The organism is Mesorhizobium sp. ArgA1, from assembly GCF_053714375.1.
Genome location: NZ_JBSKBQ010000007.1, coordinates 120912 through 147106, shown reverse-complemented (window position 1 = coordinate 147106; position 26195 = coordinate 120912). Strand labels below are relative to the sequence as shown.

Here is a 26195-nt window from a genome sequence, read left to right as displayed (position 1 = left end):
ACCCGTGCTTATCCGCCGTAGCGGTGGCCACCGTCACCACCCTTCGGGTCCCCACCTTCTGGCCCAAACTGGCCCAAACTGTTGAGCGCAAGCGCCTTGCAGGCTGACGGAGCATCTGGGTAACGGTGCAGATAATCCTCAAGCGCCTCGATGGTGCCGATTTTGAGGGCCTGCTCGCAGGCAAGCTCGGCTTCCTGGACGCCAACGTCGATTTTCGCCTGTGCCGCGCCGGTGAAAGCGACACTCAACCCAAGCAGACTAAGTCCGCCCAAAAGCAACGAATGAACCTTGCGCATAACACACCCCACACACAAAACAACCCACTGAAAATATTAGCATCTGTTAACGTTTTGTCAACCATTCTGGCAAGGTTCGGCCAACATGGTTAACGCGCGCAGTTGACCGGACCGGGCTTCGCTGGAGCTCGGGAATTTCATTTGCTTGGTTGGATCGCCGCTGGAGCAGTTCACCGTTTCACGGAAACGGCAAACCGCTCTTGTTTTGACGCAATTCCCAAGGGAAAGCGCTATGCGCTTTTCCCGGGAAAACGGTTTCACACTTTTCCTGGAATAGCTTTAGTCGCTGAACAGGGTCAGCTTGCGGAAAAACGCATTGGTCGGAAAACCATTGAACGTTCCGGTGAAGCGAACGGCGAGAACGATCGAAAGCGGCATCTTCCGTCGTGTGCGAAGCGCTGCCACCAAGGAATGACGCACAAATCTGTCATCGATGCTCATCCAGCCCGAAAAGGCAATCGTTTGCGCGCCAATGTCCTGTTGCCAATCTATGGTTTGGTCGGGGCGAGCAAGGGCCAGACCGAAATCCATCGCCGGCGCATCGGCATGAGCGATTTCAACGGTTGCTTCCACCTTGCGGAAGAAGGCTGGAAATTGATGATCAAGCGATGCAGCGACCGCGCCGTCCGCATGCGGACGCAAGAACACCCCGCCGTCATCCGGTGCGACAAGCAGCAGCGGGAGAGCCGAGACGCGTGGGGTAAGCAACCGTGCGCTCCTCAGTATGTCGTGGTCGAGGATGATCGAACTGCCGCTAGCATCAGGACAATCCGGGGCATTGGGGTATGTGACGGCGGGGCGTCCAAGCAAGGTTGCAGCCGTATCGGGACGGCCGATCGACCCAGCAATGCTCGCAAGTTTCTCTACGGCTGTATTGCTGTTCGGTTCGATGTCGCACAGCTCCAGATATTTTCGATTGCCGGGGGTGTATTTCAGATTTTCGCGGCCACTCTCAATTTCGGACCGGTGCGTGTTCTGGGCGATGGCCAGATGATGCAGCAGGCGGACGTCATCGGATTGGCTCGACCTGAACGCCTCCAGGACGGGAAGCCGGTTGTCGTACCAATTCGACTGCCGGAACATTCCATCCGGTTTCGAGCGATACCAATATAGCGGCTTTGGAATCGTCCTGATCTTGAGACCTGCCAGAGAGGCTCGCGCAAAGAATTCCCAGTCGTGCATGGCGTAGTCGGGCTTCTCGATCAAGAACCCGATCTGCGAGAACACAGATCGGCGTATCATCGCATTCGCGTCACCGTAGACGTTATGGATCAGGCCGAGCGCGTCGGGACCACCCAGAGGCAGGTACTGGATCAGCCCGTCGGCGCGATCCTCCGGCACGAAATCCTCGTAGAAGATCAGTTGGAACGCAGTGCAGATGTCGGCATCCGATGTAGCCATCGCACGCACGAAATGATCGACGGCCTCCGCAAACAGCGCGTTGTCATCGTCGGCGAACAGGATCAACTCGCCATGCGAAGCGCGGATGCCGGCATTTCGCGCCGCGCCGAGATGCTTGTGCGGTCGGCGCAGGATATTCCATCCGCGCTGACGGAAGGTCGGCTCCAGCGTATCCAGCAATCGCCTTGCTTCGTCGAGGTCGCTTCCGTCGTCGACCAGAACCAGTTCCAGGTGATCGTAGGTCTGCGCTTCGATCGCCGCGATTGCCTGTTTCAGATAGAGTGGCCGGTTGCGATGGGCCATGACAACAGAGACCAGGGGTGATGGCCCGGCACTTTTGTGGACGCGTCTGCGCTTGGCCGGCGTCGGCAAATTGCGCGTATCCAGCCAGGACTGCCGACATTGGCTCAGCCTGTCGGCGGGCTGCGGGCAAGGCGGGTCATTGAGCGCCGCTAAAATCGCCAGCGCCAATGCGACGGCGTCAGGATCGACCAGCCGCGGTTGCCCCGCCTGCGCATTCCAGATCTCGGCGTTCGCGTCGACATTGGTCGCAACGAAAGGCAGTCCCGCCTCGATACATGCGGCAACAGTGCCACCCGTCGATGCGGCGCGGGCGGGAATGACGGCAAGCGCGCCGCTCCGCGCGACGTAGTCGAGCTTTGCGGCGGGGCTTGCGTGCGCCAACAGGTTGAGCTTGAACGGCCACCGCTCGGCGCGTCTGAGAAGCAGTCCACCGCTGTGCTCGCCCATGATCTTTCCGAATGGACCGAATGCGGTGACCGTCAGCTCTTTTGGCGCTGTTGGCGCGATGATGTCGAGCGCGTCGCAAAGCAGCGTCAGGCCATCGCGGAAGCGCCATCCGGCCAAGACGGCAAGTTCTCTGGCGCTTCTCGTCGCAATCGGCGGCCGCGCTCCGGCTGAAGCGAGACGATCCTGCAACAGCAACATCGGCGTCACGATCGCCTTCTTCACCTTCCAGCCCTTCGACAACATCCACTGTCGCAAGGCTGCCGACACACAGATCGTCCTGTTCGCCATCTCGGCGCAGTATTTCTCCATGTAGGCGACGGCAATCGCCTCGGTGCTGTCCATGAAGGCCTTGTCGGCTTCATGTTCCCATTCTTCCGGAGCGTGGGCGACGACCACGATCGGCGGCGCGGCAAAGGCCGCAGTCTCGACCGCCAACAGCGTGTAGTAAGGCAACCCGCCCTCAAGCGGCGCGTAGACCAAATCGTGGCCGGAACGTTCGAGATAATGCAGCACAGCGGCGGACCGGCTCTCGGGCGTCGCCAGCGAAGGAAGCAACTGATCGGACTTGTCGAGAATTTCCAGTCGCACCGAGGCCGCCTCCAGGTCGCGGTGGTGCGCTGCCTCCTGCGCTGGAGCAATCCTGCCTGGAACCCATAGCAGGGTGACGTCGTCGCCATCTTCGGCGAAAAGCCGGGCCAGTTCGACCATGGCGCCGTCCTCGCCACCGGAATCGATTACATTTGTCACGACGCAGACGCGGCGAGGCTTGCCTTCCTTTGCCGGCCTCCGCTCCTTGCCACCAACGGCCATTCGACTTCCTCTGATCCAATTCCGCCGAGTGCGCTCCGCAGCACAGTCGATCCGCAACGATGCCCGCGCCGGGTTTACTTTTTAGTGATCATCCTTCTGCGCCATTGGTAAACCCAATCGTCAATCAGGTCCTGAAACGGCTGCACAATCAATCGACTGATACAACTTTAGCGACGCGGAATATTCAATCTTTACGCCTCCCAGCTAGTCATTGACGCATAGCAGGAGGCGCAAATGAAAACGATAATGAAGTTTCTGGGTGCGCTCGGTTTGATGGGCGCTCTGGTCTCGGCAAGCTCCGCAGGAGAATTGCTGCGACCGCGCATCAGCCTTGGCACGGCCAACGTTAAGACCATCAGTGGCGACCGCGGCGGCTATGTGATCGACTATGCCATCCGTGCGCTGAAAATGCGCCGCAGCGGCACTTTTGTGCGGTTCAACGGTTCGTGCGACTCGGCCTGCACGCTTTATCTGTCGATGCCCAGGAGCAAGGTGTGCATCACGCAGAGCGCGTCGTTCGGCTTCCACCTGCCATATGGCGTTTCCGCGCGGGGCAATCAGGTGGCCGCCAATTTCATGATGAAAAACTACCCTGGCTGGGTTCGCGGCTGGATCGCAAAGCGTGGGGGGCTGAAGAGCTCCATCGCGACCATGACTTACGCGGATGCGAGCCGATTTCTGCCGACGTGTCCTTCCGAGCAGCGGGGCATGACCGTCGCGAGCCTGAGCCCGACGCGTCTGCGTGGCGGCTGATTGCTGACGCGGTACTGAAACATCACGACGGCGGGTGCTCCACAGCGCCCGCCGTCGCCGATTCATACGGCGGGTGCACAGTTGTTTGAACAGCTCACTTGGCCAAACACATCGCCGTTCAATGCGTTCGGTTAACCAGTTCTCAAGAGGCTTGGTTAACGCAAACTTGATTTTGTTGACTCTTTTTTAGCGCCAGCCGATTCTGCGGGTGGGGGTTTGAAGGCTATCGGCCGTGGTTTGGGCCGAAACGCAAACTGGCGGCGGGTAGTTGTATGAGCATCGGCGGCGGTACGGGGTCGGCGAGCCGACCTGAGAGCGGCCTTATGGAATCGAAGGCGGGGACGGCTTCGTCGAAGGATTTGCGCTTTCGGCGCAGGAGCCTGCGGATCATTTGCACGGGCCTGTTGTCCTGGCTGCTTTTGGGTGTCTACCGCAGCGCAATCGTTGATCCGCAAACGACTTTTCCAGGTCTTTTGGGGGCCATCCCCCAAGGATTGGCGTCAAGCTACTACGACCTGATTGTCGTTGCGTCCCTGACCGTGGTGACTCTGATCCTGCTTTTCCTGGCAAAGGCCAGCCGTCTCGGCTCGGCAATCGTTGTCTTCCTCTTCTATGTTGCTGTCCTGGTCTCTCTGGGCTGGGGGTTTGCCAACATCAATCTCGTCAAGATGCTGGGCGAACCGTTCACGTTCCAGTGGCTGGTCTATGGCGACTTCTTGCAGAATGCCGATGCCAGGAACGCGATGGGCGACGCGCTCAATATCAAGGACTTCGCGACCCTTTCCGGGTCCGTCATCCTGGTGCTCATCCTTGGCTATGCCGCGGCCAGCTTGTGCCAGCGGCTGATGAGCGCCGCTGGCTACGGGGCCTTTCTGGGCGTGCTCGTTGTCTGTGTCGGCGCGGCCATCGCCGGCACCGGATACCACGTGCGTGCGCAGGCGTTGCCGGCGGCCGAGATCGTCAATCCGATCCTGTATTTTGTTGAATCGGCTGTGCTCAGTCCAACGCCGGTCGTGCTGACAATGAATGCCAATACCAATGACCCGGATGTCGCGAGCGTCGGCGAGCGTCCGCCGGAAACGTCGACCTTCAAGGCGCCGACGCCAAACCCGGTCAAGAACGTGCTGATTTTCATGATGGAGTCGGTGCCAACCAAATACATCGAGACGTTTGGCGGCAAGTATCCGGTCACACCGAATATCAAGAATTATGCGAAGGACTCCATACGATTCGACAACGTATATGCGCACGCACCGTCCACGCATTACTCGATATTCTCTCTGCTCACCTCTATGTACAACGACATTTCATACTATGGCATGACCACCAGGTATCCTTATCTGCCACTGGACTCGATCTCAAACGTCCTGTCCAGGAACAATTTCCGTACAGGGTTTTTCTGGAGCGCGGATTCCCGATTCCAGCGGGTCGATGAGTTTTTCCTCAACAAGGGACTGGATGTGATCCAGGACTACCGGGGGCAGAAATGCGGTACCCCGACCTTCAAGCTCAGCTCCGAGCAGTGGAAGAACATGGACTACAACAGTGATCTTTGCACGGCGCAGTCGATCATCGACTGGATGAACAAGGACGCGGGAAAACCTTTCTTCGGCATAATGTTCACGGCGATGACCCATTATCCCTACATCACCGACAGCCCGATGTTTTCGAAGATGGCGCCGTCCTCCGATGGCAACACGCTGATCCACTACTCGGATGACCAGAAATTCAATGCTTATCTCAACGCCCTGAAGGTCGGCGATGCGGCGCTTGGCGAAATCCTTGAATCGCTCAAGCAGTCCGGCAAGCTCGATTCGACGCTCGTGGTGATATTGGGCGATCATGGCGAGGCGTTCGGGGAGCATGGCGACTACATTCATGCCAGCGCGATCTACGAGGAAAACATCCACATCCCGCTCATCATGATCAACAAGTATCTCTTTCATGACGACGTTGCGCACCCGGTCGGCGGCATCGTCGATATCGCCCCGACGATCTTCGACATACTCGGACTCCCGCTGCCGAAGCAGTGGCAGGGGCGCAGCCTGTTCAGCGAGCAACGGCCAAACAAGACCTTCTTCTTCAATCCCTGGGCCGGTTTCCTGTTCGGCTATCGCGAGAACGATCGAAAGGTCATCTTCAACGCGACCACCGGCAAGGTGGAGGAATACGACCTCAAGGCCGATTCCGGTGAACGAACCAACCTCTTCAAGGTCGATACCGGCGACCGAAACGCGCTGCTGCAGCCCATCGCCGGATGGGTGCAATCGCAGAGGCAGCGCGTGGCCGACCTGGTGGCCGCGGCGGCGAAAGACACAGGACGTTGCACCATCACCAGTCTGGAGGTCGACGCTGCCGGCATTAATCTCCAGGGCGCGCCTCGGTTCGACGTGCTGGTCGACGGAAAGACCGTCGCCGAGATCGACGTCCCGGGCAAGGAAAGCGTCGCATCGACGCCCGAAGCCGCCGTGGCGGAGCTAATGCAGGCGTCAACCGAGTCCAAGCCGTTCCACATCGATCTCAGCAGCGTGCCGAACCCGAAGACAATCGAGCTTCGCTATATCAACGACCTGTGGGGCGGAGAGGGCAAGCCAGGTGATCGCAACCTGTTCATCAAGAGCGTCAAGGTGAACGGTCAGCTGGTGCCAAACGCCAGGCTGCATGTCGACGAGCAGTCTCATGGCTACACCGACGACAACGGGACTGCTATGTACAGCAACGGCTCGCTATGGGTCAGCGGTCCCTTCGTCGAGGGATGCGTATAGCGTGCCGCGTGCCTGACCGTCGTCCTCGATTTACAGCCCGTGCGCGCCGTGACAGATACTGTCGGCGCTTCCGGTTGACATCTTCGCGCGGCAGTCAATAGCATGCGAAATACTGATGGTTGTGGCATGGAGCCACTTGTCAGCGCAGGACGGACCGGGCCCGTTCTTGCGGTATACTCGGCTGGTCTGCGCCCGCTTGGGAAGCGAACATAGAATGCGATCGCTCGGCATGACGACCCAGACCGGATTGCCATCTGAATCAGTGAGCGGGGCGAGGCGCCATCGACTCGCCTGGCGTGTCCCGCTTGCGCCCCTCCTGGCCATTTGGTGCCAGATGGCGCTTTGCGGAGCCGCGCACGCAACTGGTGCCGAAGACAGCGGACCTGCCGTTACCGTCCCGACGGCTTTCGAACTTCAGCTTGTTTATGCCGACCGCACGTGGATATGGGATAACGGAGCGGCCTATTTCGGACAGAAGGATCGACCGGTCCGGGCCTGGACCTCAGGGCAGGACACGGCTTCTGTCGGCGAAGGCAGATGGCATCTGAGCAACGATGGCAAGATGTGCATGGATCTCGTCTGGCGGTCCAAGGGCTACGCGGCGCCGATTCGCACGTGTTTCAGCCACCGCATCCGGGGTGGGACTCTCCAGCAGCGCAGGGATCCGGACGGTGCCTGGTACAGTTTCAGGCACTCTCCGGACGACCCTTCCGACGAGCAACGGAAATTCGAGGAAGGCGACACCAAGGGCGCGCAGTTTGACCAGATCCGTAGCCTGATCGATTCCAGGAGTTGATGCATGCGGCCCAAAGCGCGCAGCGATTTTGGGACAACGGCATGCATGAAGAACAGGATAAGCGCGTTGACGTGCTTTGGTTTCAGGTTCTGAGCCGTATCAAAGGTTCGCTGAGAAGCCCTCACTCACCTCAGCGAGCCCACGTCCCGACACACGACAAACGGGACGACTGCTACCAGCTTTGCGAGCTGGTATTGCTTTCCGATGCATTTGGCGTGCCTGGCGCAGTTGCCCGCCGGCGCTTCGGCGTCGGCATCGGAATTGTGGACGCGGCAGCCTCCAGTCCGAAGAATGGTGCGGCTGTCCTGACGATCGTATCGATGTCGGAAAGTTCCGGCATGAAATCGAGATGTTCGCGTGCGCTGGCCGGGTCGGCGTAGAGCTCTGCCGGGTCTCCCGGCCGCCGGGACCTGAAGACGGCCGGAACCGATTTTGACGTCATCCGGGTGACCGCCTGGAGAATCTCCTTGATAGACACCCCGCGTCCGGTGCCGAGATTGACTGACAGGCTTTCGCCTCCCGCCTCCAGATGCATCAGAGCCCTCAGATGCGCGCGCGCCAGATCGCTGACATGAATGTAGTCGCGCACGCAGGTGCCATCCGGAGTGTCATAGTCCGTGCCGAAAACCTCGATCTCGTCGATCGTGCCGGATGCAGCCATGAGCACTCGCGGGATCAGGTGCGTTTCCGGCGTGTGCCATTCGCCGAGTTCGCCCTCCGGATCGGCGCCGCAAGCGTTGAAATAGCGCAGGATCGCATATTTCATTCCGTAGGCGGAGGCATAGTCCCTGATGATTTGCTCGCCCATCAGCTTGGTCCGTCCATAGGGGCTGATTGGATTTTGCGCCGAGGTCTCGCGAATGGGCAGTGTTTCGGGCACACCGTATGTCGCGCAGCTGCTTGAAAAGATGATGTTTTCGATCAAGCTGGCGCGCGCCGCATCAAGCACCGCGATGGTGCCCGACACATTGGTCGAATAATACCCCGCGGGCTCATGAACAGACTCGCCGACATAGGCCAGCGCTGCAAAGTGGATTATCGCTTTCGGCTGATAGGTCCTTATCGCCTGCTGCAGCGCGTTCAGGTCCCGGATATCGCCAACGACAAGCGGCCCCCAGGCAACGGATCTCTCGTTGCCGCGGCTCAGATTGTCGAAGACGACGGGCAGGTAGCCGGCAGCTGACAACAGCTTGCAGGTGTGGCTGCCGATGTATCCGGCTCCGCCCGTCACCAGGATTGCCGGCCGGCTCATTTACATCGCAGCTTCTTTGACGGGCCGGCTCGAGTAGAGCAGGGCGTCAAAATACGCCGTGGTATGGGCGAGCCCCTGGCTCAGGCTGATTTTTGGCTCCCAGCCAAGATTTTTCCGGGCGAAGGAGATGTCGGGCTTGCGCTGCTTGGGATCGTCGACGGGCAGCGGCCGATGCACGATCTTCGACCGCGAGTTGGTGTATTCGATCACCTGTGTTGCCAACTCCAGAATGGTGAATTCGGTAGGGTTGCCGAGATTGACCGGGTGCTGCGGTGCGCTCGGTGCGTTCATCAGCCGGATGAAGCCCTCGATCAGGTCGTCCGCGTAGCAGAATGAACGTGTCTGCTGGCCGCTGCCGTAGACGGTCAGGTCGTCACCGTGCAAAGCCTGGACGATGAAGTTCGACACGACGCGGCCATCGTCTGGTTGCATGCGGCGGCCATAGGTGTTGAAGATCCGCGCGACGCGGATATCGAGGCCATACATTCTCGAATAATCGAAGAACAGCGTCTCGGCCGAACGCTTGCCCTCGTCATAGCAGGATCGCGGACCATGCGGGTTGACGTTGCCGAAGTAGCCTTCCGGCTGCGGATGAACCAAGGGGTCACCATAGACCTCGGACGTCGAAGCCTGAAATATCTTGGCATTGTTCCGCCGCGCGAGCTCGAGCAGGTTCAGCGAACCAAGCACGCTTGTCTTGAACGTATGGATCGGATCTGCCTGGTAATGCGGCGGGGAGGCGGGGCAGGCGAGATTGTAGATTTCATCGACCTGAAGATCCGAAGGCAGTGCGTCGACAATGTCGTGCTCGATGCACGTAAATCGCGGATCGCGCAGGAGGGCATGGAGATTGTATCTTTTGCCGGTGTGGAAATTGTCCAGTGCGACAACCTCGTATCCATCCAGCACCAGACGCTCGCACAGATGCGAACCCAGAAATCCTGCCCCACCGGCAACCAGGGCCCGGCCCCGATTGGACTTGCCGCCCCTTCGGCTGTTCCCGGACTCGAGTTTCAGAACATTGACAGTCCTACCCATACGCCAACCCCTTCGCCCTTACGCACTGCGCACGCTACCGCCGGACCGGGACATAGCGTTGCCCGGCGACGTTCCTGAGAACGTCACAAACCTTCCGCTTCTGCGGAATCGTCACTCCTGATGTCTGTCGATTGCTTTTTGGGTTCGTTGGTCGACGCTATGCGGCTTATTAGCTGCCGTTCAGCATTCGATACGCCCCGAAATCGCGGTTACGCGTCTGGTGCCACCATCGCCCACTACTCGCCCAAATTGCACATCCCAACGTATCGAAAATATACCTGCGCGGAACATAGTCAACTAAATTAGCGAATCGTTAACCGTCATCATTTGGGAGTGGTTAATCATGGGGTCGCAGCGTCCGTCGCTGCATCCCGAGGGCTGATCGCGAAATTGGAAATATATCAACAAAAAATAGGAATACTCAGGAGTTTTTTACACCAAAGCCCAGAGATTCAGCGGGATAACCTCAGATATAGGTGGAAATGGCTAGCTGATAGCCAATAATAGTCGCACGCGTATCAGAGTACATTTAAAAGTAATTTAGTTTTAGAAATATCGAGAATATTGTTACATCGCGCTTTGTCGATAAATTCTTATGCGGAAAGATTCAGCGTTCATCCACTTATGTAGACTTTACTAATTTAGCTATAGCTTTTGAGCGCATAGGTAGAAATCCGTCGGCGTTGTGACGCGGACATAACGCCGATACGGTTGGACGGCGGCAGTTCGCTTTGGCCAAATCCGCACAAACATCCATTTGGCGATCATCCTTTGTCGTGGACAGACGAGGACCGCTGCGCAAGCCATCGCCTTTTGATCCCTGGAGCGTTATTGGCAATTGGTAGAACACACAGGTTATTCTCAATGCGCTTTCTGTTCTTCCTGATCCTGCTCGCCGGTATCGCCGTCGGCGTCGTTTATCCCTGGGCGATGACGAATTTCTCCGGCCACGAGATCGGCAGCTACAGGGTCTACGAGCAGGGCCGCTTCAAGCCGGTGACAGTGGCGCTCTCGTCAAGCGATGCGCCGGTCAGGGTGCTGGTCGACCTGACGGCGCGGGCCGAGCGCATCGTCTCGCAGCAGCGCACCGTCTTGACCTTGACCGCGGCTACTACCGGCAAGACGGTGCTCGCGTCGGCGCTGCAATTCAACCATTCAGACAATCCGCGCCAGGTCAGCCCGCAGCTGCCCGACAAGATCTTTCGCGACGAGGCGGGCGTGATCGCGACCGTCAGCCCCGGCGCCTATCTCTTCACCGTCGGCCCGGGCGATGCCGATGATATCCCGATGCGGGCGGTGGAGCTGGTGCTGCGCTCCGGCGCCGGTGAGATCGACAGCCGCGCCCGGCCGGTCGGCTATGGGCTGATGGCCGTCGGCCTAGTCGGTTTTCTGCTCTCGTTGCGTTTCGGCGGCAGCCGGCCGGAAAACCCGAACTCGAAGCCGCCACCGCCGCGCTGGGGCAGGGGCTCCTCGACGTGAGTGCGGCATGAATTACCGTCACGCCTATCACGCTGGAAATTTCGCCGATGTCGTCAAGCATGTCGTGCTCAGCCTTCTGCTCGACTATCTGAAGCAGAAGGACAAGGCGTTCCGTGTCATCGACACCCATGCCGGCATCGGCCGCTACGACCTGTCGTCGGCGGAGGCGCAAAAGACCGGCGAATGGCAAGGCGGCATCGGCCGCCTGATCGGCGCCCCGTTGGACAAATCGGCGGCCGCGCTGCTTGCTCCCTATCTCGAAGTGGTGCGTTCGCTCAATGCCGATGGCGGCGTGAAGAAATATCCTGGCTCGCCGCTCATCGCCCGCCATCTCATGCGCAAGCAGGACCGGCTGTCGGCGATCGAACTGCATGGCGATGATGCCGCCAGGCTGAAAACGCTGTTTGCCGGCGATTTCCAGACGAGGGTGATCGAGCTCGACGGCTGGCTGGCGCTCGGCGCGCATTTGCCGCCGAAGGAAAAGCGCGGCGTGGTTCTTATCGATCCGCCGTTCGAGGAAGCCGGCGAATTCGACCGCCTCGTCGAGGGGATGCAAAAAGCGCACAAGCGCTGGCCGGGCGGCATCTATGCGCTGTGGTATCCGATCAAGGACCGCAAGGCGATCATCGCCTTCCGCAAGGCCCTCAAGCAATCCGGTGTCCCGAAGCTGCTCGACATCGAGTTCGAGATCCGGCCTGCATCGCGCGAGCCGAGCCTCGACGGCAGCGGCATGGTGGTGGTCAATCCGCCCTTCACCTTGGAGCGTGACCTGTGCATCGTGCTGCCGGCTCTGCACAGATTGCTGGCGGTCGAGAAACCCGCGCACTGGTCGCTGGAATGGCTGGCCGGGGAGCAGCTCTAGGTCGTTCAAAGGAACGGTTAGTTCGCGACCGCGTCCTCGGCCGCAGCAGCGATGCAAAGTAGCTAAACATTTGACAGCAGGTCGCTTTCCCAGACATAGGGAAGGCGGGTTCGTCAAAGGCTCAGGGCAGCAGTTTGACAGCTTCGCACCGGCAAAACCAACTGCGAAGCCGTAAACCTTTCCTCCGCGCGACCGCTTGACCGCGCGCCGCCGAATCCGCACAGTGCGCGCAGTCGACCTTTGAGAGGCTGCCATGACTCGCTTTGCCAAATCCGCTCTTGCTGCCCTGATTTCGCTTTGCACGCCGCTGGCCGCACCCCTTGGCATCACCCAGGCGGCGCAGGCTGCCGACCTTTCCGTCTATTCCGACGAGGACAGCGGTGTCTGCGGGCAGGCGTGGGTGCTGAACAAGATCTCCAGCCGCTTCTCCTATCAGGTGCATCACGTGCCGCATCTGCCTGATGTCTCGATCACCGATTTCCAGCGCATTCACCAGCATCGCTATCTGCCGGCGAGCGAAGAATGGCCGATCGGCCGCCGCTATTGCGGCGCCACCGTCAGCCTCTCCGATGGCCGTGCCCGCACCATCTGGTACCTCATCGAGGAAGGCCAGGGTTTTGCCTCGATCGGCGACAATGTCGAGTTCTGCGTTGCAGGCTTCGACCGCTGGATGGTCTACAACGGCCGCTGCCGCGTCCTGCGCTGAGCGCATCACTTTCTTCTATTTTCGCGCCTGCGGCGACATCGGCCGCAGGCGTTTTCATTTGGGATGTTGACAGACGACGCTGATTGGTCGCATAGATATGAGACAGACCTGTCTCATCACCGGTAAGGCCATGGCATCGTCGCCCACAACAGACAAACGCCAGCACGTCGTCGAAACGGCCTACGCCCTGTTCAAGCGCGCCGGGTTCCATGCCACCGGTATCGACCGGATCATCGCCGAGGCCGAGGTGGCCAAGATGACGATGTATCGCCACTTTCCCAGCAAGGACGAACTGATCGTCGAGGTACTCGACTATCGCGCCCGGCGCTTCGAGCGTCAGCTCGACCAGCTTGCGCAAGAGGCCGCCACGCCGGAGCGGAAGATCGCAAAAATCATCGACTGGCACGAGCGATGGTTCGGCAGCCCTGATTTCCACGGCTGCCTGTTCGCGCATGCGTTGGCCGAGTTCGGCGATCCCACCCATCCGGTGTTCCAGGCCGTCGCCCGACAGAAAAATGGTCTCAAGCGGCGCATGCAGGCAATCCTCGAGGACATAATGCCTCCGAAGCAGGCTGAGGGTGCTGCGGCGGCGCTGCTGATGCTGATCGAGGGCGCGACGCTGATGGCGCAGATGGGCGAGGCTGAAGCCGCCATCGATAGCGCCCGCAAGGCGGCCGACGCCGTCATAGCCAGCGCGCGTAAAGCGCAATGAGCGCGACGGTCATTGCGCTCGCGCTGTTCGCGGCCATTCTGCACGCCAGCTGGAACGCCTTCCTGCGGACTGGTGCCGACAGGCTGTGGACGGTCACCGTCATGAGCTTTTCAAGCACGCTTATCGCCATTCCAATGGCGCTTTTCCACGCGCTTCCCGCGACCGGCGCCTGGCTCTATGTCGCGCTCTCTGCCGGCCTCCAGGTCGGCTACAGCGTGTTCCTGGTCGCCGCCTACCGCTATGGCGAACTGGGGCAGGTCTATCCGATCGTGCGCGGCAGCGTGCCGCTGCTGGTTACACTGAGTGGTTTCGCGCTGGCCGGCCAGCAGCTCACAATGCCCGAGATCGTCGGCGTCACGCTGGTCGCCTGCGGCATCATGGGCCTGTCGCTTGGCAGGGGCAGGGCATCGACGACCTCGATCCTTTACGCGCTGGCGACCGGCGCGATCATCGCGGCCTACGCGACGGTCGACGCCATCGGCGTGAGTGTGGCGGGCGACAGCGGCGCCTACACCGCCTGGGTGCTGCTGATCTACGGCGCCTTGCTGCCGGCGACCTTCGTCGCCCTGCGCGGCAGGCTCGTCGTCAACTTCAGCGCGCCCGAAACCCGTAAGGCTCTCGCCGGTGGCTTGTTCGCACTGCTTGCTTATGCCGTCGTGGTCGCCGCTTTCGCACTCGGCCCGGCCGGCCCCATCACCGCCATCCGCGAAACCAGCGTTGTCTTTGCCGCCTTCATCGGCCGGTTCTTCCTCGGCGAGCAACTGACACCGCGGCGCGTCGGCGCCTGCGCCGTCGTCGCGCTTGGCGCCATCTGCCTCGGCTATCAGCCGTGAGCGGCGAGGGATCCCGATCGCGCCATCCTGCTCACGCGATGCGGCCCGCGCCTGAGAGGTAAGCGCAGATCAGCTCGACGAGTTGCTTCTGCAGCTCCGGCGCCTCAAGCATGTCTCGCCTTGCGGCATTGTGGATGACGCCCTCGACCGCCGAGGACAGCACGCGCGCCACGGTCTCATTGTCCTTCCTGCGCCTGCGAAACTGCGCCACCGCCGCCGTGTAGTGGTCGAGATAACGCGATTGGAACGAGGCATGGGCGGCGCGTGAGCTGCGATCGCCTGGCGCCTCGTCGAGCAGCACCTGATGCAGAGTCGGATGGATGCTGTGCGCATCGATCATGCCGCGAACCAGCTCTTGCGCGAACCGCTTGAGCGGCTTGTCGCCTTCTGCTGATTCGGCGATCACCGACAGCACCTGATCGAAATGTCGCCGCCGGATTGCCTCGACCAGCGACAGCTTGTCGGGAAAATATTGATAGAGCGAGCCGATGCTGACGCCGGCGGCATCGGCCACCTTGTTGGTGGTGAAGCCGGCCCAGCCGAGCGCGCTCAGAACATGAGCACCGGCTTCGATGATCGCCTCGACCGTTGCGCGCGAACGCGCCTGGCGCGGCTGCTTGCGCATGCGCGAGCGCGGCTTTGCAATGCGAGTAGACATGTCCGCTCCATCAGCCAAGAATATGGACAACATACTCACATTTTGTGGAGAGGGTACAGACCATGAGCGCGCTGGATCTGCTTCGCAGTCTCTTCGTCTATCAAGCCTGGGCCAATGGCGAATTGCTGGAGAAGCTCGCGGGTCTCGACCAGCGGAAGCATGCGGACGAGCGTCATGCGGCGATCCGTCTGCTCAACCACAATCTCGTCGTGTCGAAAATATTTTCGGCGCATCTTTCCGGCACGCGTCATGAATACGCGTCCGACAATTCCGAGGACACGCCGGCACTCGATGAACTCAGCGCCGATGTCGCCGCCATGGATCGCTGGTATCTCGACTATCTGCAAACCGTGTCGCCAAAGCTCCTGTCGGAGTCGGTGCCCTTCGTCTTCACTGACGGTGACAAGGCGATGATGTCGCGCCGGGAAATGCTGACGCATGTCGTCACCCACAGCGGTTACCATCGCGGTGAGATCGGGCGGATCCTGATGCAGGTCGGTGTCACGCCGCCATGGGATACATTTGCCGTACATCTGCATCAGACCGAGCCTTCGCGCCGGCTGCAGGTGATGCGTGAGCCTGTTGGGGTGTAGTGCTGTACCCCTTGGTTGCCAAGGGCTGCGCGGCTTAACAAGGATGAGGATTGCCGCGATCCTTCACGTCTCTTTGTTCGCTGGGCATCTCCGGCACTGACGCGGGCACTCTCCCTTCTCGTCTGGAAGATGACCGGCACACAACGGCGTGGATACAGTCCCCTCAAATGCCGTCTTTCATTGCTCCCATCCAACCTTTGTCACTATACGAGTAAAAAGCTCACATTAAATTTGGTGCTGTTTCTACCGCTGCCAAGATGAAGCAAGATCAGGCTCTGTGATGCGGTGCTTTTCTGCGACCCGATAAGCCGCTGATGACCACGCGCGATCGACGCCGCCGCAAGAGATTGTGAGCTTGACGAGAAGAACGCATGAGTCGCAACGCCCAGAAATTCTGCTGCAAAAGTTCGCTCTGTCGCGCGAAGATTCTTTGCCGATTTCGCTGTCGATCAGCGCCAATATGCTCCCGGTGTAACCGAAATTTAATCTGCAAAATTCAGTGTAATGCTTCGCTGGCTAGACACGCGCGAGTCAGATATGCATAGGCTCGCCGGGTCACTAACGGCCAACGGCACAAACGCAAGGGGCATCGCATGGCTAAGACGTCATCCAAAGCGCCGGCATCCAAGGCACCGGCAAAGAAAGCACCAGTAAAGGCAGCGGCGGCGAAAGCGGCAACTGCAGTGAAGAAGGCAGCACCTGCTGCCAAGCCGAAGGCGGCAGCGCCCAAGGCAAAGGCAGCACCGGCTAAGAAGCCGGCTGCGAAAGCCGCTGCCAAGCCGGCAGTGAAGAAAGCAGCACCGGCCAAGGCCAAGGCTGCGCCGGCAAAGAAGGCGGCGCCTGCCAAGAAGCCGGCTGCCAAGGTTGCGGCAAAACCCGCTGCGAAGAAGGCACCCGCCAAGGCTCCGGCCAAACTTGCTGCTGCGAAGTCTACGGCAGCCGTGAAGAAAGCAGCGCCTGCCAAGAAGGCAGCGCCTGCGAAGGCCGCGAAAAAGTAGTCGCGTTTCTTCGCGCGCCGGGGACGATGCCGGGACATATGAGGGCGGGCGCCTTGGATACGCCGCGCCCTCCGATCTGGTGTTAAGGCGCACGAAAAGAGGGGCGAACGTATTCTATCTTTCGCAGCTCCCAGGACTTCGCCTCACGGCGAAGTCCGGTGGGGGCTTTTTTGTTGCCCTGAGCAGACCGCACAGCTCTCGATTGCCGGTTGTTCTGGCGGTCAGTTTTTCTTCTGCTGGCATTTGCCTGTAGACGTCGATCGGTAGAAACTCACTGTCTGCGAAACAGGAACCGATCATGCCGAAGCTGCTCTACGCGTCCTCATCTCCCTACAGCTCCAAGGTGCGCATGGCAGCACTCTATGCCGGCATCGCCGTCGAGCTGGTGCCGGTCAAGACCGAGGACAAGCCGGCCGAACTGCTAACGGCCAATCCGCTGGGCAAGATCCCGGTGCTGGTGCTCGACGACGGCCGCTCGATCCACGACAGCCGGGCCATCACCCAGCATCTCAACCGCGCGTCGAAGAATATGTTGTTGCCGCGCAATCCCGACAAGCGCCTCGAGGCCGAAGTGCTGGAAGCGCTGGCCGACGGCATTTGCGACTGCGCGCTGTCGATGGTCTATGAGCGGCGCACGCGGCCCGAGGAGATGGTCTATCAGCCCTGGCTCGATCGCCAGTGGACGAAGATCACCGCCGCACTCGACCTCCTCAATGCCAATCCGCCGAAACTGCCGAAGAAGATCACGCTTGGCCAGCTGGCGCTGCGCGCCTGCCTTGGCTATCTCTCGCTGCGATTCGCCGGCAAATGGGAAAAGGGCCGCAGCCGGCTGACCCGCTGGGCAGCGCGCTTCGACGAGAAGTTCCCGGAGCTGAAGGGGGCCGTGCCGGCTTGAGGGCAAGAACAAAAAAAGCCGGGCGCGAGGCCCGGCTTTCTTGTGTCGTGGCTTGAACGACAGTTAGAACTTCATACCGACGCCGAAGGTGACGCGGTTGTCGCTCTCCTTGACCTTGGTGCCGACGCTGTCGAAGCTCTTCGAACCGAAGTCGGTGTAGCGATACTCGACACGGCCGAACACATTGTCGGTGATCTTGATGTCGGTGCCGACACCGGCCGTCCAGCCGAGCATGGTATTGCTGTCGCTGTCGCCCGGAACCGAGATCTTCTGGTTCTTCAGGGCGCCACCGCCGGTGCCGTAGAGCAGGATTTCCGGGGTCACAGCGTAGCCCAGACGAGCGCGCAGCGAGCCTTCGAAGCCGCCCTTGGAATTGACGCCGCCGCTGTCACCCTTGACGCCGTTGTAGCCGAGATCGGCTTCAGCACCGTACACGAAGTTCTCCTGCTGCCACTGGTAGCCGCCGAAGACGCCGCCGACGAAGCCCTTGGTCTTGATGTCGGGGCCGCCGTCATGGACTTTGGCATGACCGCTGAAACCGTAGCCTGCGCTGATACCGGCATAGGGGCCGGCCCAGGAAGCGACGGGGAGTTCGGCGATCGGCGCCGGTGCCGGGGGCTCTTCCGAGACGACATCGGCAGCAAAAGCGGTACCGCTGAGGGCGAAAAGCCCGAGCGCGACCGCGAGCGGCGCGAATTTGAGATTGGCTTGCATTGTTGTTTACTCCTTAAGCCACAAGACACGTAGGCTTGTTTGTCTTGAACGCCATCAACCCGTCCGGGGGATGAAACGGATCTGGCACTCAACGGTTCCGAATGTCGTGTCAAAATGCGGCGGCAGCGAACCTGAAACTGGGTCATTCCCCGGCGCGAATGAGGCCGAAGCTTGACGTTGCATCTTCGCAACAGCGAAATGTCAGCACGCTTGCGATGCTGCACTGCACTCGGCTTGGTGCAAGGAGTCCAGCGTCCTATATTGCGGACCTGCCGACCCGAGTCCGGGGCGGAGCCAAGTGCCGAAAAAGCCGTTTCGCCACATTCCTGCCCCAGGTGGAAACGGCATGTAACACCTGGACCCGTCACAATGTGCCGGCTAGCGGAATTGAGGCGCAGATTGAGGATTGACAGATGATCGAAGCCGCCGGAACGGCGCTGGTGACGGGCGGGGCAAAGCGGATCGGCAAGGCGATCGTCGAGGATCTGGCCGCGCACGGTTTTGCCGTCGCCATCCATGCCAACCGCTCAGGCGCCGAAGCCGACGCGCAGGCCGCGCGCATCAGGGGCGAGGGCGGCCGCGCAGCCGTCGTCGCCGCCGACCTGACCGACATGGACGCCGTTGGCGATCTGGTCGGCTGCGCCGAGGCAGCGCTCGGCCCGATCACCCTTCTGGTCAACAATGCGTCGCTGTTCGTCGACGACAGCGTCGAGGATTTCGATTGGGCGGCGTGGGACCGCCACTTCGCCATCCATGTGAAGACGCCGGCGCTGTTGGCGCAGAACTTCGCCCGCGCCTTGCCGCAAGGCCAGGAGGGACTGATCGTCAACGTCATCGACCAGCGTGTCTGGCGGCCGACTCCGCGCTATTTCTCCTACGCGCTGTCGAAGTCGGCCTTGTGGACGCAGACGCAGATGCTGGCGCAGGCACTCGGTCCGCGCATCCGCGTCAACGCCATTGGCCCAGGCCCGACGCTGAAGAATGCGAGCCAGGAAGATCATGACTTCCAAAAGCAGGTCGATGGCCTGATCCTGCAGCGTGGCCCGCACCTGGCCGAATTCGGCGCCACCATCCGCTATCTCTGGGATGCGCGCTCGGTGACCGGCCAGATGATCGCGCTCGACGGCGGCCAGCATCTTGCATGGCAGACGCCGGATGTGACAGGCATGGTGGAATGAGTTCCGCAGACCAGAAACACAAGACGCGCGCCGGCGCCGCTGACGATATGCCGCCCGACATCGACCTCGAGGATGAGGCGGCAGAGGAGATCGTCGAGCCGGAGACCGCAGGCCCCGATGTCGCCTTCACCACCATCGACTGGGCGCCTCATGCCGGCGACGCCGACGGCATGGTCGGCGCCGAGGTCATCCAGACGCTGGTCAAGCGGCTGCCCAATGCGCCGGGCGTCTACCGCATGATGAACGCCGCCGGCGACGTGCTTTATGTCGGCAAGGCACGCAGCCTGAAGAAGCGGGTGACCAACTACGCACAAGGCCGGTTCCACACCGCCCGCATCGGCCGCATGGTGCGCGAGACCTCGACGATGGAGTTCGTCGTCACCCGCACCGAGATCGAAGCGCTGCTGCTTGAGGCCAATCTTATCAAGCGCTTGCGGCCGCGATTCAATGTGTTAATGCGGGACGACAAATCGTTCCCCTACATCCTGTTGACCGGCGATCACGTCTCGCCCGGCATCTACAAGCACCGCGGTGCGCGCTCGCGCAAGGGCGACTATTTCGGCCCGTTTGCCTCCGCCGGTGCGGTCGGGCGCACCATCAATTCGCTGCAGCGCGCCTTCCTGCTCAGGAGCTGCACCAACTCCTTCTACGAAAACCGCACGCGGCCGTGCCTGCTCTACCAGATCAAGCGCTGCGCCGGTCCCTGCACCGGCGAGATCTCGCATGGTGACTATGCCGAGCTGGTCGCCGAGGCGAAGGATTTTCTGTCCGGCCGCAGCCAGAAGGTGAAGACCGAAATCTCTGAAGGCATGCAGCAGGCGTCACAGGAGCTGGATTTCGAGCGCGCCGCCATTTATCGCGACCGGCTGGCCGCACTGTCGCATGTGCAAAGCCACCAAGGCATCAATCCGGCCACGGTCGACGAGGCCGATGTCTTCGCCATCCACCTGGAGGGCGGCCAGGTCTGCATCCAGGTGTTCTTCTTCCGCACCGGCCAGAACTGGGGCAACCGCGCCTATTTCCCCAAGGCCGATCCGGCCCTGGAAGGGTCGGAGGTGCTGGGCTCATTCCTGGCGCAATTCTATGACGACAAGCCGACGCCACGGAACATTCTTCTGTCACGAGGCGTCCAGGACCAGGACCTGCTGGCCGAGGCGCTGTCCACCCGCGCCGGCCGCAAAGTGTCGATCTCGGTGCCGCAGCGCGGCGAGAAGAAGGATTTGACCGACAACGCGCTGCAAAATGCCCGCGAGGCGCTCGGCCGGCGGCTGGCCGAAACCTCGACGCAAGGCCGGCTGCTTGCCGGTTTTGCCGAGACCTTTGGCTTGCCGAAGCCGCCCGTGCGCATCGAGGTCTACGACAATTCGCACATCATGGGCACCAACGCCGTCGGCGCCATGGTGGTCGCCGGCCCGGAAGGGTTCGTGAAGAACCAGTACCGGAAGTTCAACATCCGCTCGACCGACATCACGCCCGGCGACGATTTCGGCATGATGCGCGAGGTGATGGAACGGCGCTTTTCGCGGCTGCTTAGGGAACATGGGGATGTCGCCGTGGCCGACGATGCGGCGGCAGGCGAGGCGGCCGACGACGTCGAGGACGACATTTCCGGCAGCTTCCCGGCCTGGCCCGACGTCATCCTGATCGACGGCGGCCAGGGCCAGATGAGTGCGGTGCGAAAGATCCTCGCCGATCTCGGCATCGAGGACCGTGTCGTGGCGATCGGCATTGCCAAGGGGCAGGACCGCGATGCCGGCCGTGAGCGTTTCTTCGTCAGGGGCAGGGACTCGTTTTCGCTCCCCGTCCGTGACCCCGTGCTCTATTTCGTGCAGCGGCTGCGCGACGAGGTGCACCGTTTCGCCATCGGTTCGCACCGCGCACGGCGCAAGAAGGAACTGGTCAAGAGCCCGCTGGACGAGATCGCCGGCATCGGCCCCGGCCGCAAGCGGGCCCTTTTGCTTGCCTTCGGCACCGCCAAGGCGGTCAGCCGCGCGGCAGTCGAGGATCTGGTCAAGGTCGACGGCATTTCCGAGCAGGTGGCGAAACTGGTCTACAACCATTTCCACGAGAGCTGACGCATGTCGACCAAAAGTGTGGAGCGGTTTTGCGACAACGACATGTGTCACCTCAAACAGAGCACGCTATTTTCGTCTGGCCAATCGAATCTCGGCTGTTGACCCCCTACATCCGCTTCTGATTTGAGTACGCAGGCAGAAAGAGTCCCTGAGATATGGCCAAGCGCGCGTTCAACCTGCCCAATATGCTCACCTACGCCCGCATCATCGCGGTGCCGCTGGTGGTGCTGTGCTTTTTTCTCGAAGGGCATCTGAAATCGAGCGACTTCGCCCGCTGGTCGGCGCTGATCATCTTTCTGCTGGCCTCGATCACCGATTATCTCGACGGCTATCTGGCGCGCGCCTGGCAGCAGACTTCCAACATCGGCAAGATGCTCGATCCGATAGCCGACAAATTGCTGGTCGCCACCTGCCTGCTGCTGCTCGCCGCAGACACCGATCGCCACGCCGGCATTGCCGGCTGGTCGCTGTGGGCGGCAATCATAATCCTGTGCCGCGAGATCCTGGTTTCGGGCTTGCGCGAATATCTGGCGGCGCTGAAGGTCTCTGTGCCGGTGACGCAGCTGGCCAAATGGAAGACCGCCATCCAGATGGTCGCCATCGCCTTCCTGCTTGCGGGACCTGCCGGCGACAGGATCTTCCCGCTCACCACGCAGACCGGGCTGGTGCTGCTGTGGATCGCCGCACTGGTCACGCTTTACACCGGCTACGACTATTTTCGCGCCGGCCTCAAGCACATCATGGACGAGTGAGATGCGGCTTATCTATTTTGCCTGGGTGCGCGAACGGATCGGCAAGCCGCAAGAGGATGTCGATCTGCCCGCCGGCATCGAGACGGTGGCCGACCTCTTGCGCTGGCTGAAATCGCGCGGCGAGGAGTATGAGCACGCGCTGCAATATCCTGACGTGATCCGCGTCGCCATCAACCAGGAACATGTCGAGCATCGGGAAAAGATAGCCGGCGCGCGCGAGATCGCGCTATTTCCGCCGATGACCGGGGGCTGACACCATGGCGATCGCGCCAATGGTGCGCATCCAGCGCGAGGATTTCGACGTTGCCGCCGAGATCGCGAAACTGACAGAGGGTCGCGCGGACATCGGCGCCGTGGTGTCTTTCCAGGGCCTCTGCCGCGACGAGCAGGGCCAATTGTCGGCACTCGAACTCGAACATTACCCCGGCATGGCCGAAGCCGAAATCGCCCGCATTGCCGCCGAGGCGGTTCAGCGCTGGCCGCTGCAAGGGCTGACCGTAATCCATCGCCACGGCAAAATAACACCGGGCGAAAACATCGTGCTGGTGGTGGCGGCGTCCGCGCACCGGCAGGCGGCGTTCGAAGCGGCGAATTTCCTGATGGATTTCCTGAAATCGCGCGCCCCCTTCTGGAAGAAGGAACACCGCGCGGACGGCACCGACGGCGGCTGGGTTGAGGCTAAGGACGCCGATGATCAGGCTGCGGCACGCTGGAAGGCGCGGTCTGAATAATCTCTGCGTAGCCATGTAACGACCGCAATCCCTTGGCCAAATCGCCTTCGGCAAAAGGGAGCAAGGGCATGCTGGACAGGATCGCCGAATTCTTCGTCTTCGGTTTCGTGCCGCTGGTCGTCGGCATGCTGGCCGTTCCCGAAATGTCTGTTGCCGCCGAGAGAACCCTGAAGGGCGAGGTGATGTATCGTGAGCGTATCGCGTTGCCGCCCAACGCCGTGCTGTCGGTTCAGCTGGCCGATGTGTCGCTGGCCGATGCGCCGGCCGCCATTGTCGGGGAACGCAAGGTGGCGCCGGCCGGCCAGGTGCCGATCAAGTTCGAGATCAGCTTCGACCCAACGGTGATCCGGGCCAACATGAGCTACGCGTTACAGGCGCGCATTACCGCCGACGACAAGCTGCTGTTCATCACCGACACACGCTATCAGGTCGATCCGCTGAGCGACGTGCCGCAGACCATCGTGCTGAAGATGGTAGCGCCGAGCGACAAGCCGACCTCGGCCTCCCTGTTCGAACAGAGCTGGCTGGTCGAATATATCGACGGCATCGGTGTGATCGCGCAACCGAAAGCAACATTCAGGGTGAGCGAGGCCGGCAAGGCCGGCGGCAAAGGCCCGTGCAACACCTATTTCGCCACCGTCAGCGTTGATGGCCAGGCGATCGCCATTGGCGACATCGGTTCGACCCGCATGGCCTGTGAGCCTAAGGTGATGGCTGAGGAGAAGGCGTTGTTCGAGGCGCTGGCCAAGGCGGCGTCCTACAAGATCGACGGCGGCAAGCTGATCATCGCCGACAAGGATGGCCGCGACATTTTGCGGTTCAACGCCGCGAGTTGAGAATCACGCCTGCGGCGGCGGTGCCGGCGTCAGGCCGAACCGGCGCATCAGGTCCATCAGCCTGGCACGGTCGGGCGGGCCGCCGGCACTGAAGATGGCGAAGGCTTCGCGAAAATAGTCCGGACCGATCGCCGCCGGCGTCACCACGCACAGCACCTTGGCGGTCTCGGCGGTGTCGTTGTCGAAGCGGTGAACCGCGCCGCGCGGAATGCACAGCGCCTGGCCGGGGCCGATATCGTGGCGGTGTCCGTCGATAGTCAGCGTCAGCACGCCCTCGATCCCGTACATCGTCTCTTCGTAGTGGTCGTGGCTGTGCGCCGGGGCGAGCAGGCTCTGCGAGCCGGGGACCGTGAGCTCGAAGGTTGCGATGCTGCCGTTCGACTGCTCGCCGGTGAGCAGGAAGCGCACGGCAAGACCGCCGTGGCTGATCGTCTCGTCCGCAGGATTGACGCGAACCTGGCTGGCTTTGTCTAGCATTTCATCCTCCTATGTGGTAAATCGAATTTACCAAAATGAGTAAACTAAATTTACCAAGGTGTCAATGCCATCGCCACCGGAAGATCCGCCCAGGAAGCCGCCGCTGATCGGAGCGCTGCTGCGCGTGCCGGCCATGGCCATCCACCGCAAGCTGATCCGGGAACTCAGAGCAGCGGGCTTCGACGATATCAGCCCGCCGCACATGGCGGTCATTCAGTATCCCGGCCCGGATGGAATGCGTCCGAGCGCGCTCGCCGAGCGCGCCGCGATCAGCAAGCAGGCCATGAACCAGTTGCTCAAGACGTTGGAAGCGATGGGTTACATCACCCGCTCGGCGGCACCCGATGAAAGCGGCGGGACCATCGTCCACTTCACCGACCGTGGCCGCGCCGCCTACCAGAAGATGGCCGACATATTGCTCGACGTCGAGCGGGAATGGGCCGAGGAGCTGGGCGAGAAGCGGTTCACCGAACTGAAAACGCTGCTCGGAGACCTCTGGGACACACCGCTCATCCGTTGAGCTCAGACCGGCTTCGCCGAGCCGAACATCGCCCCATAGTGATAGGGCGGCACCTCGACCAGTTTGACAAGCTTCAGGCCGCCGGCTTCGGCATCCGCGATGGTCTGTTTCGGCGACAGCCTGAGTTCGGTTCGTGGGCCGCGCGGCTCGCCAAGCACTGTCGTCGTCTCGCGCGGCTGCTGGTGCCAGTTGACGATGGCAAAATGGCCGTCGGGGGCGAGCGCTTCGCGCACCGCACGTACCAGGCGCGGCCGGTCCGGCACGCCGTGGAAGGCGTTGGCCATGAAGACGAAGTCGATGGGCCGGGACACTAGGCTGGCCAGTTCGTAGGCGTCGCCGGTGACGAATTCGCAATTGGTCGCGCCGGCGCCGGTCAGCCGGCGCTGCGCGGCCTCCAGCTGGTCGGCGTCGATGTCGATGGCGATGACATGGCGGGCGACGGTGGCGAGCGGCAGCGTGAACCAGCCGTCGCCGCAGCACAGGTCGACCACCGCCATGCCCGGCTTCAGCCCGGTTGCCGCAAGCACGCCGGCGGGATCCGGCCACAGCGCCTCCCACCAGCCGCTCGACGGCATCTCGGTGCCCTGGAAGAAGCCGGGGATGGCGCTGGTCATGGTCGGGTCGGATCCGCTGGTGCCTGGACCGACCTTAGCTGAGGCCGATCTTCGGGGGGAGTGCAGCGAGGTCCGACGCCAAAGAAAAAGGCCGGCGAAACGCCGGCCTTTTGCATGAATTCCGTTCGCGTCGGCTCAGCCGACGATCTCGGTGTCGGAGAACCAGTATTTGATCTCTTCGGCGGCGGTTTCCGGCGCATCGGAGCCGTGCACCGAATTTTCGCCGATCGACAGCGCATGCACCTTGCGGATAGTGCCTTCGGCGGCGTTGGCCGGGTTGGTGGCGCCCATCACTTCGCGGTTCCGGGCGATGGCGTTTTCGCCTTCCAGCACCTGCACGATGGTCGGTGCCGACGACATGAACTCCACCAGTTCGCCGAAGAACGGGCGATCCTTGTGGACGGCGTAAAAGCCTTCGGCCTCACGGCGGCTCATCCACACACGGCGCGAAGCGATGACGCGCAGGCCGGCCTCTTCCAGCATCCTGGTGATGGCGCCGGTGAGGTTGCGCCGCGTCGCGTCCGGCTTGATCATGGAAAAGGTGCGTTCGATCGCCATTGGTCGTCCTTGTGATGAAGAGAGGAATAAGAGTGGAATTGGGAGTGGCGGGCTCTATACAAGCCGCCCGGCCCATTGCCAAGGGGAGGCGCCAACGATGCGCTTGGCAGCGCTGTTCGGCCGCGGCGAGACGTTGGACGGCT

General features: G+C 61.4%; 27 protein-coding genes. 18 read left to right on the top strand and 9 right to left on the bottom strand.

The window, feature by feature from the left end:
• Positions 1–8: 8 nt before the first annotated feature.
• Both ACWGTI_RS17740 and ACWGTI_RS17735 read right to left on the bottom strand, forming a co-directional pair.
• Positions 9–296, bottom strand: coding sequence for a hypothetical protein (locus ACWGTI_RS17740; protein ID WP_454577126.1), 288 nt, complete (start codon positions 294–296; stop codon positions 9–11).
• 279 nt (positions 297–575) lie between these two features.
• Entirely contained in the window at positions 576–3257 is a 2682-nt protein-coding gene (locus ACWGTI_RS17735; RefSeq protein WP_454588312.1) for a DUF6212 domain-containing protein, read from the bottom strand.
• Positions 3258–3491: 234 nt separating this feature from the next.
• On the opposite strand from ACWGTI_RS17735, the gene ACWGTI_RS17730 reads away from it, so the two are divergent.
• From ACWGTI_RS17730 to ACWGTI_RS17720, 3 genes are all read left to right on the top strand, one after another.
• A complete protein-coding gene (locus ACWGTI_RS17730) occupies positions 3492–4010 on the top strand; it encodes a hypothetical protein (RefSeq protein ID WP_454588311.1) in 519 nt (172 codons plus the stop codon).
• Between the two features lie 272 nt (positions 4011–4282).
• Positions 4283–6775: a sulfatase-like hydrolase/transferase gene (locus tag ACWGTI_RS17725; protein ID WP_454588310.1), complete on the top strand. Its 2493-nt coding sequence runs from the start codon at positions 4283–4285 to the stop codon at positions 6773–6775.
• Positions 6776–7004: 229 nt separating this feature from the next.
• Positions 7005–7571, top strand: coding sequence for a DUF995 domain-containing protein (locus ACWGTI_RS17720; protein WP_454588309.1), 567 nt, complete (start codon positions 7005–7007; stop codon positions 7569–7571).
• Between the two features lie 172 nt (positions 7572–7743).
• Here ACWGTI_RS17720 and galE read toward each other — a convergent pair whose 3' ends face one another.
• Complete coding sequence (galE, locus tag ACWGTI_RS17715; protein WP_454588308.1) at positions 7744–8823, bottom strand: UDP-glucose 4-epimerase GalE; 1080 nt, start codon at positions 8821–8823, stop codon at positions 7744–7746.
• The gene (locus tag ACWGTI_RS17710; protein WP_454588307.1) at positions 8824–9861 is read right to left on the bottom strand and encodes a UDP-glucuronic acid decarboxylase family protein; all 1038 of its coding nucleotides are present in this window, start codon (positions 9859–9861) and stop codon (positions 8824–8826) included. It abuts the gene before it with no gap.
• An 864-nt stretch (positions 9862–10725) separates the two neighbouring features.
• Between ACWGTI_RS17710 and ACWGTI_RS17705 the strand changes: the two genes are divergently transcribed.
• The 5 genes from ACWGTI_RS17705 to ACWGTI_RS17685 all read left to right on the top strand — a co-directional run bounded on the left by ACWGTI_RS17705 (position 10726) and on the right by ACWGTI_RS17685 (position 14453).
• Positions 10726–11340 carry a hypothetical protein gene (locus tag ACWGTI_RS17705; protein WP_454588306.1) on the top strand — a complete coding sequence of 205 codons (615 nt, stop codon included), beginning with the start codon at positions 10726–10728 and terminating at the stop codon, positions 11338–11340.
• Positions 11341–11347: 7 nt separating this feature from the next.
• Positions 11348–12202 (top strand): 23S rRNA (adenine(2030)-N(6))-methyltransferase RlmJ, encoded by an 855-nt coding sequence (locus tag ACWGTI_RS17700; RefSeq protein WP_454588305.1) that lies wholly within the window; start codon positions 11348–11350, stop codon positions 12200–12202.
• 253 nt (positions 12203–12455) lie between these two features.
• A complete protein-coding gene (locus ACWGTI_RS17695; RefSeq protein ID WP_454588304.1) occupies positions 12456–12908 on the top strand; it encodes a hypothetical protein in 453 nt (150 codons plus the stop codon).
• A 130-nt stretch (positions 12909–13038) separates the two neighbouring features.
• Positions 13039–13620, top strand: coding sequence for a TetR/AcrR family transcriptional regulator (locus tag ACWGTI_RS17690; RefSeq protein WP_454588409.1), 582 nt, complete (start codon positions 13039–13041; stop codon positions 13618–13620).
• Positions 13617–14453 (top strand): EamA family transporter, encoded by an 837-nt coding sequence (locus tag ACWGTI_RS17685; protein WP_454588303.1) that lies wholly within the window; start codon positions 13617–13619, stop codon positions 14451–14453. Before ACWGTI_RS17690 ends, ACWGTI_RS17685 begins: the two co-directional genes overlap by 4 nt.
• Before the next feature lie 31 nt (positions 14454–14484).
• Here ACWGTI_RS17685 and ACWGTI_RS17680 read toward each other — a convergent pair whose 3' ends face one another.
• Positions 14485–15111 carry a TetR/AcrR family transcriptional regulator gene (locus ACWGTI_RS17680; RefSeq protein WP_454588302.1) on the bottom strand — a complete coding sequence of 209 codons (627 nt, stop codon included), beginning with the start codon at positions 15109–15111 and terminating at the stop codon, positions 14485–14487.
• A 62-nt stretch (positions 15112–15173) separates the two neighbouring features.
• On the opposite strand from ACWGTI_RS17680, the gene ACWGTI_RS17675 reads away from it, so the two are divergent.
• The 3 genes from ACWGTI_RS17675 to ACWGTI_RS17665 all read left to right on the top strand — a co-directional run bounded on the left by ACWGTI_RS17675 (position 15174) and on the right by ACWGTI_RS17665 (position 17597).
• On the top strand, positions 15174–15704 hold the full coding sequence (locus ACWGTI_RS17675; protein ID WP_454588301.1) for a DinB family protein: 531 nt from the start codon (positions 15174–15176) through the stop codon (positions 15702–15704).
• A gap of 593 nt (positions 15705–16297) precedes the next feature.
• On the top strand, positions 16298–16702 hold the full coding sequence (locus ACWGTI_RS17670; protein ID WP_454588300.1) for a hypothetical protein: 405 nt from the start codon (positions 16298–16300) through the stop codon (positions 16700–16702).
• Positions 16703–17000: 298 nt separating this feature from the next.
• Positions 17001–17597 carry a glutathione S-transferase family protein gene (locus ACWGTI_RS17665; protein ID WP_454588299.1) on the top strand — a complete coding sequence of 199 codons (597 nt, stop codon included), beginning with the start codon at positions 17001–17003 and terminating at the stop codon, positions 17595–17597.
• A gap of 63 nt (positions 17598–17660) precedes the next feature.
• Here ACWGTI_RS17665 and ACWGTI_RS17660 read toward each other — a convergent pair whose 3' ends face one another.
• Positions 17661–18311 (bottom strand): outer membrane protein, encoded by a 651-nt coding sequence (locus tag ACWGTI_RS17660; RefSeq protein ID WP_454588298.1) that lies wholly within the window; start codon positions 18309–18311, stop codon positions 17661–17663.
• Positions 18312–18724: 413 nt separating this feature from the next.
• Here ACWGTI_RS17660 and ACWGTI_RS17655 point away from each other — a divergent pair, with 413 nt between their 5' ends.
• From ACWGTI_RS17655 to ACWGTI_RS17630, 6 genes are all read left to right on the top strand, one after another.
• Positions 18725–19489 carry an SDR family oxidoreductase gene (locus tag ACWGTI_RS17655; RefSeq protein WP_454588297.1) on the top strand — a complete coding sequence of 255 codons (765 nt, stop codon included), beginning with the start codon at positions 18725–18727 and terminating at the stop codon, positions 19487–19489.
• The gene (gene uvrC, locus ACWGTI_RS17650; protein ID WP_454588296.1) at positions 19486–21564 is read left to right on the top strand and encodes an excinuclease ABC subunit UvrC; all 2079 of its coding nucleotides are present in this window, start codon (positions 19486–19488) and stop codon (positions 21562–21564) included. The genes ACWGTI_RS17655 and uvrC overlap by 4 nt, the downstream gene beginning before the upstream one ends.
• Before the next feature lie 155 nt (positions 21565–21719).
• Entirely contained in the window at positions 21720–22316 is a 597-nt protein-coding gene (gene pgsA, locus ACWGTI_RS17645; RefSeq protein ID WP_454588295.1) for a CDP-diacylglycerol--glycerol-3-phosphate 3-phosphatidyltransferase, read from the top strand.
• Between the two features lies 1 nt (position 22317).
• Complete coding sequence (gene moaD / locus ACWGTI_RS17640) at positions 22318–22569, top strand: molybdopterin converting factor subunit 1 (protein ID WP_454588294.1); 252 nt, start codon at positions 22318–22320, stop codon at positions 22567–22569.
• 4 nt (positions 22570–22573) lie between these two features.
• Positions 22574–23047, top strand: a complete 474-nt coding sequence (locus tag ACWGTI_RS17635; protein WP_454588293.1) for a molybdenum cofactor biosynthesis protein MoaE — start codon at positions 22574–22576, stop codon at positions 23045–23047.
• A 68-nt stretch (positions 23048–23115) separates the two neighbouring features.
• Positions 23116–23883, top strand: coding sequence for a YbaY family lipoprotein (locus ACWGTI_RS17630; RefSeq protein ID WP_454588292.1), 768 nt, complete (start codon positions 23116–23118; stop codon positions 23881–23883).
• A 3-nt stretch (positions 23884–23886) separates the two neighbouring features.
• Here the strand turns inward: ACWGTI_RS17630 and ACWGTI_RS17625 are convergent, their stop codons facing one another.
• Entirely contained in the window at positions 23887–24360 is a 474-nt protein-coding gene (locus tag ACWGTI_RS17625; RefSeq protein ID WP_454588291.1) for a cupin domain-containing protein, read from the bottom strand.
• Between the two features lie 64 nt (positions 24361–24424).
• Here ACWGTI_RS17625 and ACWGTI_RS17620 point away from each other — a divergent pair, with 64 nt between their 5' ends.
• Positions 24425–24880, top strand: coding sequence for a MarR family winged helix-turn-helix transcriptional regulator (locus tag ACWGTI_RS17620; RefSeq protein WP_454588290.1), 456 nt, complete (start codon positions 24425–24427; stop codon positions 24878–24880).
• A gap of 2 nt (positions 24881–24882) precedes the next feature.
• Here the strand turns inward: ACWGTI_RS17620 and ACWGTI_RS17615 are convergent, their stop codons facing one another.
• The gene (locus tag ACWGTI_RS17615) at positions 24883–25494 is read right to left on the bottom strand and encodes a class I SAM-dependent methyltransferase (protein WP_454588289.1); all 612 of its coding nucleotides are present in this window, start codon (positions 25492–25494) and stop codon (positions 24883–24885) included.
• 135 nt (positions 25495–25629) lie between these two features.
• Positions 25630–26052, bottom strand: coding sequence for a nucleoside-diphosphate kinase (gene ndk, locus ACWGTI_RS17610; RefSeq protein WP_142867808.1), 423 nt, complete (start codon positions 26050–26052; stop codon positions 25630–25632).
• Between the last annotated feature and the right edge of the window lie 143 nt (positions 26053–26195).